This is a genomic window from Novosphingobium sp. Leaf2 (genome assembly GCF_001421325.1).
GTDB lineage: Bacteria > Pseudomonadota > Alphaproteobacteria > Sphingomonadales > Sphingomonadaceae > Novosphingobium.
Genome location: NZ_LMJY01000019.1, coordinates 59,432 through 73,486, shown reverse-complemented (window position 1 = coordinate 73,486; position 14,055 = coordinate 59,432). Strand labels below are relative to the sequence as shown.

The 14,055-nt window shown below is 62.6% G+C and carries 12 protein-coding genes; 5 read left to right on the top strand and 7 right to left on the bottom strand.

Going from position 1 to position 14,055, the window contains the following annotated elements:
- The first annotated feature begins 185 nt into the window (after positions 1-185).
- A complete protein-coding gene (locus tag ASE49_RS14690; RefSeq protein ID WP_082456506.1) occupies positions 186-947 on the top strand; it encodes a response regulator in 762 nt (253 codons plus the stop codon).
- Positions 948-973: 26 nt separating this feature from the next.
- Here ASE49_RS14690 and galE read toward each other — a convergent pair whose 3' ends face one another.
- From galE to ASE49_RS14675, 3 genes are all read right to left on the bottom strand, one after another.
- Positions 974-1,990, bottom strand: coding sequence for a UDP-glucose 4-epimerase GalE (gene galE, locus ASE49_RS14685; RefSeq protein ID WP_056774130.1), 1,017 nt, complete (start codon positions 1,988-1,990; stop codon positions 974-976).
- Positions 1,991-2,103: 113 nt separating this feature from the next.
- Positions 2,104-2,757 (bottom strand): polysaccharide biosynthesis/export family protein, encoded by a 654-nt coding sequence (locus ASE49_RS14680; protein ID WP_056774129.1) that lies wholly within the window; start codon positions 2,755-2,757, stop codon positions 2,104-2,106.
- Between the two features lie 326 nt (positions 2,758-3,083).
- Positions 3,084-4,055 (bottom strand): M48 family metalloprotease, encoded by a 972-nt coding sequence (locus ASE49_RS14675; RefSeq protein ID WP_235523011.1) that lies wholly within the window; start codon positions 4,053-4,055, stop codon positions 3,084-3,086.
- Positions 4,056-4,207: 152 nt separating this feature from the next.
- Here ASE49_RS14675 and ASE49_RS14670 point away from each other — a divergent pair, with 152 nt between their 5' ends.
- From ASE49_RS14670 to ASE49_RS14655, 4 genes are all read left to right on the top strand, one after another.
- Positions 4,208-4,480: a hypothetical protein gene (locus tag ASE49_RS14670; protein WP_056774123.1), complete on the top strand. Its 273-nt coding sequence runs from the start codon at positions 4,208-4,210 to the stop codon at positions 4,478-4,480.
- Positions 4,481-4,685: 205 nt separating this feature from the next.
- Entirely contained in the window at positions 4,686-6,053 is a 1,368-nt protein-coding gene (locus tag ASE49_RS14665) for an O-antigen ligase family protein (RefSeq protein WP_056774121.1), read from the top strand.
- 113 nt (positions 6,054-6,166) lie between these two features.
- Positions 6,167-8,359, top strand: a complete 2,193-nt coding sequence (locus ASE49_RS14660; protein ID WP_056774119.1) for a GumC family protein — start codon at positions 6,167-6,169, stop codon at positions 8,357-8,359.
- Positions 8,360-8,361: 2 nt separating this feature from the next.
- Positions 8,362-9,525 (top strand): hypothetical protein, encoded by a 1,164-nt coding sequence (locus ASE49_RS14655; protein WP_056774115.1) that lies wholly within the window; start codon positions 8,362-8,364, stop codon positions 9,523-9,525.
- A 26-nt stretch (positions 9,526-9,551) separates the two neighbouring features.
- Here ASE49_RS14655 and ASE49_RS14650 read toward each other — a convergent pair whose 3' ends face one another.
- From ASE49_RS14650 to ASE49_RS14635, 4 genes are read right to left on the bottom strand one after another with little or no spacing between them, the layout of a single operon-like run.
- Entirely contained in the window at positions 9,552-10,130 is a 579-nt protein-coding gene (locus ASE49_RS14650; RefSeq protein WP_056774113.1) for an acetyltransferase, read from the bottom strand.
- On the bottom strand, positions 10,127-11,308 hold the full coding sequence (locus ASE49_RS14645) for a glycosyltransferase (protein WP_162234257.1): 1,182 nt from the start codon (positions 11,306-11,308) through the stop codon (positions 10,127-10,129). Before ASE49_RS14645 ends, ASE49_RS14650 begins: the two co-directional genes overlap by 4 nt.
- Before the next feature lie 52 nt (positions 11,309-11,360).
- Positions 11,361-12,803: an O-antigen polymerase gene (locus tag ASE49_RS14640; protein ID WP_056774108.1), complete on the bottom strand. Its 1,443-nt coding sequence runs from the start codon at positions 12,801-12,803 to the stop codon at positions 11,361-11,363.
- A gap of 51 nt (positions 12,804-12,854) precedes the next feature.
- The gene (locus ASE49_RS14635; protein ID WP_056774105.1) at positions 12,855-13,985 is read right to left on the bottom strand and encodes an acyltransferase family protein; all 1,131 of its coding nucleotides are present in this window, start codon (positions 13,983-13,985) and stop codon (positions 12,855-12,857) included.
- Positions 13,986-14,055 lie beyond the last annotated feature (70 nt).

Genomic DNA, 14,055 nt, shown 5'->3' with positions numbered 1-14,055 from the left:
CGGTTTCCGGCGGCCCGATGCATCTCGTGGCTGTCCATGGCTGCTGATCTGGGCGGCGCAGGTTGCGAACGGATTTCACCGCTTTGCAGATCTATTTCAGACTCGTCGCGACCTGTATCCGTGGATGAAATACCCTTGGAACAGGTGCTGTTCATCACGCGGGAATGATTATAGACCTGCCGGTGATGAACCTTGATACGCGCATTCTCATCGTTGACGACGATGAGGGCATCCGCTCCCTGATCGGCGAATTCCTCGCCAAGCACGGTTACGAGACCCGCACCGCCGCAGACCCGCTGGAAATGCGCGCGATGCTGGCCGGCGAGCGTTTCGATCTGATCGTGCTGGACGTGATGATGCCGCGCGAGGACGGGCTTACCGCGCTGCGCCAGCTTGGCCGTGACGCCCCCCCGGTGATCATGCTGTCTGCCGTGGGAAGCGATGTGGATCGCATCGTCGGGCTGGAAATGGGCGCGGACGACTACCTCGCAAAACCATGCAACCCGCGCGAGCTACTGGCCCGCATCCGCACCGTCCTGCGCCGCCGGGCTGCTGCCGAGCCTGATGCTGCCGTCACCTCCAACACGACGCTTGCGCTCGCCCGCGTGGCTGACGTCGATTCGGGAGAATGCCTGCACTTTGCCGGATGGCGCATGGATCTTGGCCTGCGCCTGCTGTTCGACCCCACCAATGCCCTGATTTCGCTATCGGACGGTGAATTCCGGTTGCTGCGCGCGTTTGCCGAGCATCCCCGCCGGGTGCTGACCCGAGATCAGTTGCTCGACTGGTCGCGCGGCGAGGATTCGGATCATTATGACCGCGCCATCGACGTGCAACTCTCACGCCTGCGCCGCAAGCTGGCAGACGGGCAGGGCGGCAGCGACATTATCCGCACCGTGCGCAATGAGGGATATCTGTTCGTGCCTTCGGTCGGGCCGACGAACTGAAACGCCGGGGCCAGGCGCGCCTGGCGTTACCGCTGCTGGATTTCGCCCAGCTTGCGCTCCCACGCCAGTGCGTGTTCGACGATGGTGGGCAGGTCGGCGTAGCGCGGCACCCAGGGAATCGTCGCCTTGATGCGGCTGTTGTCCGAGATCAGTGCATCGGGATCGCCGGCGCGGCGGCCTTCCAGCTGGCGATCGATCCTCTGGTTGGTCACCCGGTCCACTGCATCGAGAACCTCCAGGACCGAGAAGCCACGCCCGTATCCGCAGTTCATGGTGAGCGAGCGGGCCGGCTGTTCGATCAGCGCTTCCAGCGCCAGGACGTGGGCATTGGCGAGGTCAGAGACATGGATATAATCGCGCACGCCGGTGCCGTCGGGCGTGTCGAAATCGGTGCCGAACACCGACACATGACTGCGTTTGCCCAGCGCCGCTTCAACCGCAACCTTGATGAGGTGCGTGGCCCCGGCGGTCGATTGCCCGGTGCGCGCTTGCGGGTCCGCCCCGGCCACGTTGAAGTAGCGCAAGGCGCAATAATTGAACGCATGGGCCCGGCCCACGTCGGCCAGCATGGCCTCGGTCATCAGCTTGGACATGCCGTAGGGATTGATCGGCACCTTCGGGCTGTCTTCGGTGACGGGCGACACTTCGGGAATGCCGTAGGTAGCGGCCGTGGAACTGAAGATGAAATGCGGCACGCCGGCTTCCACCGCTGCTGCGATCAGCGCCCGGCTCTTGGCGGTGTTGTTGTGATAATACTTCAGCGGATCGCTGACCGATTCGGGCACGACGACCGAGCCGGCGAAATGCATGATCGCGCCCTGGCCCTGGCCCATGCCCTGTTCGGCAAAGATCCGTGCCAGCAGCGCGCCATCCGCGATGTCGCCTTCATACAGCGGCACGCCATCGGGGATCGCGAATCGAAAGCCGGTGACCAGATTGTCGATCACCGCGACCGGCCAGCCGGCATCCTTGAGTGCCAGCACGGCGTGGCTGCCGATATAGCCGGCACCGCCGGTAACGAGGACGGGGTGCTTGATAGTCATGCGTAACCTCGTTCAACCGGCATGTGATGCGCGTGCCGTTAAATCCGCTTGGCCGACCGTCCGCCTGCTGCGGCTTGCGCCGTCGGCTCCGGAGGCGATCGGCAAGACCTGCGTCAGTTTGAGCTGAGCAGCACGAAGGCGTTGAAGATCGGCGCAGCCCGCAGGATATCCTGCCACGTCTGCTTGATGCCCGAAAGGCCTACAGTGATAACGTCGCCGTTCAGCACTTCGGGATCGGGCGCAATGCCGCTGCGGATGTCCTTCAGATTGAACCGCGCCGCCATTCGCTTGCCGTCGATGGTGCGAAAGATGATCACTTCGCTCAACCGCGCGGTCTGCGTCGGGCTTTGCGCCCGCGCAATGGCTGAGAGCAGGGTGAAGTTGTTGTCGATTTCATAAACGCCGGGCGTTTTCACTTCGCCTTCCACCGACACGATCCGCTTGGCCGGCTCCGTAACAGCCACGGTGACCTGGGGGTCGATGAGGTAGCGGCTGCCCAGCTTGGTGGCGATCTGGCTCGACAGTTCCGGCGCGGTCATGCCTGCAGCCTTGATCTGCCCCACCAGCGGCAACTGCACATATCCCGCTTCATCGACGCGGACCTGCGGATTGCTCAGCCCGTCTTCGCCGAACACGTTGACGTTCAGTACGTCACTGGGCGCGATAACGTAATTTGCGGGTGATGGCGCCTTGGCCGGAATCACGTCATAAGCGGCGGCCCCTTGCGGCAGGTTTGGATTTGGCGTCGTCGACGTGCATCCGGCCATGGCGGTCGCGGCTGCAAGCAGGACTGAAAAGCTGCGAAGCCTGGAATATCGAAGCACTATCGGACGTCTCCCCTGACGTGAACCATAGCAGATTCAAGCGGCCGGCAACCGCATGAACCAACGCCAGTGCCCAGTTCGGAACTTGCGGTAACGTGTGCGATTGGATGCCATCAACCCCGTCCCAATATCAAGCCTCAACGCCTAAAGTCGTTCAAGCACGAACTGACACACGATGTTGCACGGACCCTGCATCGCACATTGCAACGCGGTAGTGCCGTAGAGGCATTTTGTGAAGGGCTATAGCGCACAGGCGTGCTGCAGGCGGCTCACGTGTCTGGCGCTGGCTGCAGTTCAGGAGGGCAGGGGCCCGCCAGCGAACGGGCTTCGATCAGGGCAACGCGGTCTTTCACCGGCCGGTGGGCAGCGTCGCGGAAGAAGCGCAACCAGTTCTGTTTGTCGTATCGCGGCCAGAACGCCAGCGCGCGCTTCAGGTCGTAGCCGGCGCATCTGGCCAGCGACGCGCCCAGAATATCGGCACGATCCTCTTTGTCGCGCTGGCGCAAGCGGCTGCGGGTAGAGGCGTCGCGATAGATGATGTGCGCCAGTTCATGCCCCGCCACCATCGCCAGTTCGTCGTCGCTCTGCGTGAAGGCGATGAGCTTTGCGCCAAGACCGACATTGCGTGCGTCGCTGAACGCTTCGATTCCCTTGTCGGTCTTTACCACGAACCGCGCTGCGCAGCCTTGGGCGGGGCGCAAATCTACGGACATGATCTTGCCGTCGCGCTTCAGCTCAAGATGCACGGCAGCGCCTGCCGGGGCTGCGGTTAGCTGCTCGTCCAACTCGTCGGCAATCAGATCGGGCGTGCGCGAGGCCGCCTGAATGGCTGAGACGGCGCGGCCGTCGATAGCCATGATTTGATCGTCTGGCTGAATACCTGCACCAGCGGCAGGGCTGCCGGGCGCGACCCCGGCGATTTGCGGCAGGTCCGAAAAATGTAGCAGGCTGCGCACGAGCGGTCGATCCTGCGGGCTGTAGGCCGCCAGAGCGTCGATCAACAGGCCGGTCTGGGAGCCTTTTTTGCCGCACAGCGGAGCGGCGGCGATCGATAGGCGGTACCCTACCGACGCCATGCGAATCATCTGCGTCCGCAAATTGAGCGGCCACTCCTGCGCCGGCGCCCGCACTGGCGCGACAACGAGCGCAACCGCGCACAACGCCAGACCCGATGTTTTCATTAAGGCCACTCCGGCAATTAACGCGATTCGCATTTTTGTATTCAGATGACTTGATGCCACCCGCAAACTATAGGCCTAAAAGACGAAGTAGGCTGCGGGAATCTAACGCGTTTATTTCCTAAGGGAATATACGGAATTTGGATTGCGTTTCATTGTGCAGTGCGATATAACCGAACGGCGTATCAATCTATCCGCGTCTTTCAGGAGGCAACATGAAGCTCAGCAATCTGCTCTCGGCCGCTACCGCCGTAGGTCTAGTCGTTGCTCCCGTGGCTGCTCAGGCAGGCACGGCAGCAGCTGGTTCGGTCGTTTCGGCCGGCAAACTTTCGGACTTCGGTTCGCGTCGCTCCACCAAGGTGCGTTCGAACGAAAACCTCGATGGCACATCCACCGCAATCGTTGGCGCCCTTGCGGCTGCCACTCTTGTCGGCGGTGCAGTGATCATTGCGGACGACAATAACAACAAGTCGAACGGCTCTAACTAAGCCAACGACGGGTTCGTTAAGTTTACGCCCGCAGACAGCTAATGCTGTCTGCGGGCGTTGACGTGTCCGGCGTAGTTTGCTCTGGTCACGTTGGGGTTTTCCGGTGCCAGGCTCCGGTTTAGTGATCACCCGCCTTGGCACTTACGGGAGCGCGCTTTTGAACGCTGGGAACCAGGTTTCCGCTGCTCCGGGCTACAGGCGGTCCATGCGCGCGCCATCGCCTTTGTTCCTTCAGTTGGCTTTCTTGCTGGCAGTTGCGCTCGCGGCGGGCGGCGGAGGTGTCGGTGCCGCGGGTGGGAACCTCGCGGTGCAGTTGGCGGCAATCGGCCTGCTGGCCTGGAACGGCCCTGCAATCGGCGCTGTCCTGTGGCGCGCGTCGCGTCCCCTTACCATTCTGCTGGCGCTGACGCTGGCCGTCCCGTTGGTGCAGCTCGTTCCGCTGCCGCCAGCGATCTGGCAAGCGCTTCCGGGCCGTGGGCTGGAAAAAGAAGCCTTGGCGCTGATCGGTCAGGCACAGTCCTGGCGCCCCATCAGTGTCTCGCCTGCCCGCACGATCGTGGGATTCCTTGGGTTGATCGCACCGATTACCGTACTGCTTCTGGCGTTGCGCGTGACGGAAAAGCGAGACCAGATGCTGATGCTCGTGGTTCTGGGCGGTGTGCTCGTCGTTTTGCTGGGCGGGGTGCAACTTGCATCAGGCGGCACGGCGGGAATGATCTACGCCGAAGACATCGGCAGCAGCGAATTGTTCGGAACCTTTGCCAACCGCAACACCAGCGGCCTGTTCCTGGTGTTGGCGCTGACCGCGCTGATATCGCGCGGCCGGTTCGACCGCGGCAGGTTCCTTAACCCTGCCACGATCGCGGGCATAGGTCTGGGGGCAGTGTTCTGCTTCGCCATCATCCTCAGCCATTCCCGCTCGGCCATGGCGCTGATGCTTATCCCGCTTCTGTATCTCGCATCCCGCGCCTTGCCGAGCTTGCGTGCAGCCACGGCTCGACAGCCGCGGGCCATCCTGCTGGTGCTCGCGCCGGCGTTCCTGGTGATCGTCACCGGCGTCGGCCTGCTGGTGCAAGGCAACGATCGCATCCACAACGCGGTTGCGCGTTTTGACGATCTGCAGGCCGTCAGGCTCTGGATCTGGGACGACACCATCTCTTCGGCCAAACGGTTCTGGCCGGTGGGCGCGGGTGTGGGCACGTTTGACGAAGTGTTCCAGATCGACGAATCAATCGAATATCTGGAACCCACGCGTGCAGGCCGGGCGCATGACGAACTGCTTGAGCAGGCAGTGGAATCCGGCATTTTCGGCGTGGCGCTGACGCTGGCATGGCTGGGCTGGCTTGGTGCCACCACGTTTCGCGCGCTGGCCGGCCGGGACAGTCCGGGTCGCTCGGCCGCCGCGATCATGCTGTGCTGTATCGCTTTTCAATCCGTTCTGGACTATCCATTGAGAAACCAGACGATACTGTGCTTGGCAGCGATGCTCGTCGCGATCCTCATCGGCAAGAGCCGGTCTGCAGGTAAAAGTTCCGGTTCGGATAGTTTGGTGCGCGGTGGTAACAGGGCTTGAGGCAAGGGGCGGGTTCATCGGAAACGTGCGTTGTTTTGGTACGGCGATGCTGTCCGTGACAGTGCCGATCCTGTTGCCGGTGACGGCGATTTAGGTTCTGGATGAATGGTACAATGAGGGTGGAACAGCAGTTGCAGGGACAGACGATGGATCATGAGGCGAGCCTCATCTACGATCTGGATGATGACGCCAGCGCCTCGGGGCTTGGTTTCGATCTGCGTGCGGTCATCGCGGCGCTGCGCCGTAACCTGAAATGGGTGTTGGCCATCATCGGCGCGGCGATCGTTGCGGGCATCGTGCTGACGCTGATGATCACGCCGCAGTACGTTGCCTTCTCGCGCGTGCTGGTGAACCAGCAGGCGGACGAGATCATCCAGGGCAGCGATGTTTCTGGCGGCAACGAATCCTTTGACGCCGACAGGTTTCTGCAGACCCAGGTTGACATCCTCAAGGGTAGGTCCCTCGCGCAGCGTGTCATCGCCAGCGGCAAGCTGGTAAACGACCCGCGCTTTTTCAACGCACTTGGTGGCAGTCAGACCGCGCAGGGCAATGCTGCAGCGCGCATGAAGCAGGCGGTCGACCTGCTGTCCAACGCGCTCACCGTAAACCTGCCCACCAACAGCCGCATTGTCAGCATCAGCATTACCAGCCGTGACCCTGGCTACTCCGCGAAGCTGGCGGATCTGTATGCGGAAAACTTCATTCAGGCGAACCTCAACCAGAAGTTCGAAAGTTCCGCCTATGCACGCGAATTCCTCATGTCGCAGCTTGAGGAAACGCGCGCGCGCCTGGAAAATTCCGAGCGCGACCTCAATCGGTACTCGCGCGCTGCCGGCTTGATCCGCGTGGCGGGCCAGGGTGGCGCGGCCAATTCGGATTCAACGCTGTCCGTCACCAATGAAGCGCTGGTTCAGACCAACGGCTCGGCAGGTAGCGCAACGACCGATCGCATTGCCGCCGAAGACGCCTGGCGCACCATCGCCAATGAGCCGTTGCTCAATATCCCACAAGTGCAAGCCAATCCGGTGGTGCAAGACCTGCTGAAGCAGAAAGCGGCGCTGGAAGGCTCGCTCGCCAACGAACGCACCCGCCATCTCGAAGATTACCCCACGATCAAGACGTACAAGGCGCAGATCGCGGAGCTCGATCGGCGGATCAAAACCGTCGGTACGTCGATCAAGCGTTCGATCTACCTGAACTACCAAGCGGTGAAGGCGAAGGAAGATTCGCTCAATTCGCGCGTCGGCAACCTGCAGCAGAACGCGCTGAACGAACAGGATCAGGGCGTTCACTACAACCTGCTCAAGCGCGTGGCGGACACCAACCGGGCGCTGTACGACGCGCTGCTGGCCCGTTACAACCAGATCAGCGCCACCGCCGGCGCCACGTCGAACAACATTTCGCTGATCGACCGTGCCGAAGTTCCTGACCGTCCGGCGTCGCCCAAGATGTTCGTCAACCTGCTGGTCGCCTTCGTGCTCGGATGCCTTGCCGCTGCCGTGTTCGTGTATCTCAAGGAAACCTTCGACGACACGATCCGGGTTCCCTCCGACGTCGAACGCAAGCTGGCCCTCCCGCTCCTCGCTGTCATTCCTGTGCAGGAAGAGGGTTCGACCGCAGACAGCCTTGGCGATCCCAAGTCTTCGATCAGCGAGGCCTACCACTCGCTGGTGGTCAACTTGCGGTATTCCACTACACACGGCTTCCCCAAGGTGCTGGTCGTCACCAGCGCCGGGCAGTCCGAAGGCAAGACCACCAGTGCTTATGCCATCGCCGCAGACATGGCGCGCCTGGGCCGCCGCATCCTGCTGATCGACGCCGACTTGCGCAGACCGACCCTGCACCGCCGGATGGGCGCGCAAGCCCCGGGTCTGACGGAGGCGCTGGTCAGCGATGTGCCGGTTTCCTCGCTGGTGCTGCCTTCCGACATAGAAAACCTCAGCTACCTGACCGCGCTGCCGATGCCGCCCGAACCGGCGCTTCTGCTCAGCGGTGATCGGATGGGGCAATTGATCGCCGAACTGGCGCAGATGTACGATTCGGTCATCATCGACTGTCCGCCGATGCTGGGCCTTTCCGATACCGTCGCGATCGCCAAACTGTCGGACGGCGTGCTGTTCCTGCTGGATGCCAGCGGCTTCCATCGCGGCGCGGTGAAGACGGCGCTGCGCCGGCTCAAGCTGATCAATGCCCCGATCCTGGGCATCGTGCTCAACAAGTTCGACCCCAAGAGCGGGGGTAGCGAGCAGGAGTATTACGGCTACAACTACTACTCCTATGGCCGGGACGAGGAAAAGACCGTCTGACCGTGCGCCCGGCCCTCCTCGCATCGCGCATTGTGTGGTGGGCCGTCCTCGCGGCCCTGGCGGTTGTGGCCGTGGGGTATGCGCTTGATCGCCAATCGCGGCGTGACCCGGTGCTGGCCAGGATCGTGCCCATCCCGTTCCGTAATTTCGCCCAGCAGGCGCTGGTTGAAAGCGCGCTGGATGCCGGCGATGATGATGGCACGCTCGATGATGCGAGGCTGCTGGTCGATCGTCGTCCCATGCCTGAGGAAAGCCTTGCGGATCTCGGCTTTGCGGCGCTGCGGGTCCAGAACGACACGTTAAGCCGCGAGGCGCTCGCCGCTGCGGCGGGACGGGGCTGGCGCAGCGCCGTGCCGCAGATCGTGGTCGGCGCTTCGGCCTTCGACAACGGCATGTGGGATGTGGCCGCGGATCGCCTCGCAGCTTTGTGGCGTACGTCGGTGCAGGATAACCGCACCTTCACGATTACCAAGGCGATGCTGGTGCAGCCTGAAGTTCAGGCTCACTTCGTCGACCGGATCGGGCACTACACCCCGGCGGTAAACGATTTCGTCGACTGGGCGGCAAATGGTCTGGACCCGGCGGTGCTGCGCAGCGTGCTGGCGCGGCTGGCGGCGCGCGGCGCCACCTTCGATTGTGCCGACATGGGACGCAGAGCCGGCAATCTGGCGATGGCAGGCCGTGTCGATGCCGCACAGGCATTGTGGAATGGCGCTTGCGCTCGCAACAAGGTCGCCCAACCTGCGTCTTCGGCGTTCAATTCAGCTGCGGACGATTACGTGCCCGGGCCATTCGAATGGCGCTATCCGGAAGAGCCCGGGGTAGACTCCACTGTGGCGCGCGGTTCCGATGGCCGGTACCGGTTGTCCTTCGAAAATACCGACCCGATGATGAAGCAGCTTGCAAACAAGATCGTCCGGCTCGGGCCTGGCATGCATTACGCAACGTGGTCATCCGGCAAAATCGCCAAGGGGGCCAAAGCCGCAACCGTGTATTTGCGTGTGAAGTGCCTCAATCCCGCAAATCCCAGCCGTTTCATGGTCAGCAAATCCCTGGTGGAGGACGACGTTGCCTTCACGCTGCCGAACGAAAACTGCCCGGTGCAAAGCGTGGAATTGATGGCAGGGCAGGGTGTTGGCGGTCCTGGTGAACTGGTGTTGCGCTGACCAGGCACGGCTGACGGCGTTACCCGTCAGTTCCGGGACGGCATTGGATTGAGTTTGCGTTCGCGGATCAGCACGGCGGGGTTGCCGCGATATATGCCGTCCACCACGGCGTCCTCGAACAAGGCGGCACGCGCGGCGAGGACAGCGCGATCGTTGATCGTCACGCCCGGGCCGACGAAGGCATCGGCGGCCACCCAGCACCGCTCACCTATGCGGATCGGGCGCAGCACCAGTTGGAATGCAGGATCGCGCACGTCATGCGAACTGGCGCACAGATAAGCGCCTTGGGAGATGACAGTGTGGGCGCCGATTTCAATGCGCCCTTGATTGTATATCCGGGCACCCGGCCCGACCAGGCAATGGGCGCCAAGCGCCAGGTTGGCCGGCAACCATATAGTCACGCTGGCATGGACGCGGGCGGTAGGGTGAACCTTGGCCCCGAAGGCAATCAGGATCAGCCGGCGCCAGCGATGAAGCGGCGGCGGCGTCCAGCGTGCCAGCACCAGCCACGCCACGCCCCAGGCAACACGCGCAAGCCGATTGGCGAGCGAGAAGCTGGCCCCGCCTTCCAGCGGCGCGGTCTTGCTGGCATCGAGCAGGCTCATGCGGCAATCCCCGCTTCCGCGTGCCGTCCTGTGAGGCCGAGGTAGGCGCCGGCCCACTGCCGCGCCACGGTCTCGCCCGAGAACCGGCCTTGCATCAGCGATAGGGCCGCGTCCGACATTGTTCGCCATTGCGGATCTGGCATCGCTAGTGCGGTATCCAGCGCCGCGCCGATCACCGCAGGATCGAACCCGCAGTTGATCGCAGCGCCAGCCGCGAAGCCTTCGGGAAGGTTGCACTCGCTGGTCATGAGGGCCGGCGTACCTGCCGCCCATGCCTCCAGCACCACCATCGGCAGCCCTTCGCTGTGCGAGGGCAGCACGAAAAAGCGCGCGTCGGCATAGGCGCGCGCCTTTGCATCGCCGTAAAGCGGCCCGGCGAACGTGATGCTGGATGGGGCCCCCGACAGGCTTTGCTGCAAGTGTGCCACGTGGGCATCCTCGCCCCACCCGGCGATCACCAGCGTCGCGCCGGTCGCGGCCATTGCGCTGGCGCGCTGGGTCCAGGCGGCAATCAACGCGTCGATGTTCTTCTTGGGGTGGATGCGGCCCAGATACAGGAACGTCGGGGCACGCGTGTGCGCAGGCTGCGACATCGGAGCAGGACCGGCGTTGGGTATCACCAGGCTGTCCGTGCGGCCCGTTTCGCGGCGGATATCCTGCGCTTCGCGGGCGGTCAAAGCATGCATCGCGGCAGCCGTGCGCCAGCTTGCCCGCTCGTAGCCCGCCCGCGCCAGGGTCTTCTTCAGGCGGCCGCGCGCTGTGATCCAGGGATCCAGCATGCCGTGCGGGCTGATCACGTAGGGCCTGCCCGTCCGCCGCGCCCACGCCGCCCCGGCGTGCGACGGGTACATCCAGATGCCATGCAGATGCAGCACGTCCAGGCGCGCCTTCTCCAGCATGCCGACAAGCGCGGGGGCAAACCCGATCTGGCGCGGCCCGCTGACCGGAGCGATATGCACTTCAGCGTCGCCGAACCGTGCGGCGTCCTGCGCCGCATGGGGGTCGTCGAGCGCGAACACCACTGGTTCACCGCCCAGCGCGCGGATCATCTCCGCCTGCTTGACGACGGCTTCGGACACCCCGCCGCCCATCCTGGAGAGCGATGCCGTCAACTGGCCGACTCGCAAGCCGGAGAGCGACTGGGGCGAGGTGGGATAAGCGTCGGACCGGTTAGTCATGCAAGGTTGTGCCGATACTGACTGGAGGTAGTTTGTGTGATCGCCGGGCAGATCAGGGCGTAGCGGGATCGACGGGGAGAGGCCGTGCGCCGCCGCGAAGGCCCGCAAGGGCCGCATTCCGCTTGCGCTCACGCAGTTCCTGCAGCTTTCTGGCGAGCTGCGCCTTGTACGCCGCCGGCCCAAGGATGCCGAGCAGGCGAACGCGGCGATGCACGCGCCTGCTGAGCAGGTAGACCAGGAACAGCGGCGCGATGTTGAACAGCTGTGAGCGGAAAACGGTGATCAACGCGCCGTCACGGAGGTATAGGATGGTGCCGGCCAGAAAGCCGAAGTACCCAATCACCACCAGCGGCGCGTAACGATAGCGCAGGAACAGATTGTAGCACTTCGCCAGACAGAATCCGGTAAACAGCGAATACAGGATCACCCCGATCCAGCCCAGGTTAGACCACCCGTTGCCGCCGACCGACACCGTGATGCCCATCGCGTTGCCATAGTCGCGTAGATTCCACATCTTGATCGGTGGCCCGACGGGCTTGTCTTGCCACAGAGCGCGCGGGATCGGTTCGGTCAGGATCTGAAGGTTGTCGAGGAAATATCCGTATGTGTGGGTGAGTTCCGGAACCGCCCGAACCATGTATTCGGTATATTCCATATTGGCATAGTCCATGCCATCCAGCAGCGATCTGTCTTCGACAACGCGCGGTTGGGTTTCCTCAACCTGGTTCTTGATAAAATACCCACGGATACCGCGCCCCCGATCCGCGCCGACGATCGTAAACAGCACCAGCGCAATCGCAAACAGACCCATGATGCGGGGCGTAGGCCATTTGCGGCGGTGCTCGTAAAGGTACAGCAGCCCCATTGCGGCGGCCCCGATGACAAACGTGCCGCGCCCGCCCGATCCGGCCTTCAGAACGACGAAAATTGCAAAAGGGATCATCGCCACCGGCCGGAAACGGAAAGCCCACGCCAGCATCAACGTGAGGGGGATCAGCATGTTGGGCGCTTCGGTAAGGTAGCCCACGCCGCTGGTGTTGACGCGATAGCCGCTGGCCGTTGTGACCATTGTGTCGGTATCGTAAGCGCGGTTGGCCCAAGAACGCAGCAAGGCATAAAGGGCAATTGGCGATAGGAGCGCAAACGTAGCCAGAATCGGCTTTTTCAGGCGCTCGCGGATGTCACTGGGGATTTCGACGGTTGTGACTGGCTTTGGCGCCCAATGCATCAAACTCAGCATGACCACGCAATAGGCCAGAGCGACCACGCCAATCGACGTGATCTTCACATCCTGCGTCGGCATGAAGCCATAGACGGTATAGACCTTGGTGTAGTGCCCGTACCACGCGAAAATCGGTCGGACCACGAACACAAAGCCATGCACCGCGGCATAAAAGGTCGCGGGATGAAATGCGCTGATGCAAGGCGAACGCAGATAATACGCCAGGATGACGAGGTAGACCACCACGTTGGCGAAGAGCACCCACTCATACATCGGCAGGCATCCAGTTCGTGGCGAGAAGCGTAAGATTCATGGGCCGGTCGATCATACGGTAGCGGTTCTGGTTCGATTTGCAATTCGGGCCTTCAAGAATGCCCGAATTGCATCGGTTCTGGCCTCGGTTACGCGCGAGAAGACCCATCCGATGGCGACAAGGGCAAACGTCAGCAGCACCGCATGAATCATGGTAGCTAGGGTAGGCTCGCGGCGGACCCCGCCGTACCACCACCCCACCACCGCCATCGCGACCGGAAAATGCAGCGCGTAGAGCGAAAAGCTGCCCATGCTGCCAAAGCTGCCGACCGGGGACAGGATCGTCGGAAATCGCAGATTCGTCCGACACAGGAAGAACAGGAACATCGCGAAACCCACCGCCACCACCGGATCGAACCATATGGAATGAAAGATCCGCGACATGCTGAGCAGCATCAGGACCAGCGCGAACATGCCGACGAGCCCCAGTGCGTCCACGCCGGTGCGCCTGCCCTGCGCAAAACGCTTCAGGGCAAAATGCAGGGCCGACCCCGCCAGCCAGCTGATAAACCCGACCGATAGCGGCGGGCAGAAAATGCCGATGCCCAGGAACAGCAGGGCTATCGTGGCGCGCTTCCGGAACAGCAACATGGCCAGTGCCGGGAACCAGATGTAATACCAAAACTCGAACGACAAGCTCCACAGTGGCCCGTTCGACCCCAAGGGCGCCACGAAGATGTTTGCCAGGAACAGCGGGCCGGCAATCCAGTGCATGATCTCGAGATGATCGGCCACGCTGCCGGTGATGCTGTGTGCGCCGCTGGTGCCCACGTAGTTGGGGAATTGCCACAGGTGGCTTCCCATCCAGTCAAGCGTGCCGCCGATCAGCAGAACCGGCAGAAGCACCACCCACAGGCGAGAGACCCGGTCGATCAGGTAATTGGGCCAGAAGCGGTGCTGATCCATCCGGTTCATGACGGACCGCGTGATCCAGAACCCGCTCAGCACGAAGAATACCACGACGCCGGTATGCCCGAACCCGGTCAGAAAATAGAAAACCTTGGTGAGGAGGCCATCCGAACCGCTGGCATCGCGAACCATAATGTCACGCACATGGCTGATCGCGACCAGGGTTGCGGCCAGCGCCCGGAAGACATCCATCCATGCGTAAGCGTTGCGCGGATGGTCTGGCCGTTCGAGCATTACGTGATTCCCCTAGCGATCGAGGCTACGCGAAATCGCCGCTCGCCGCAATTATGCCGCCGGCAATACA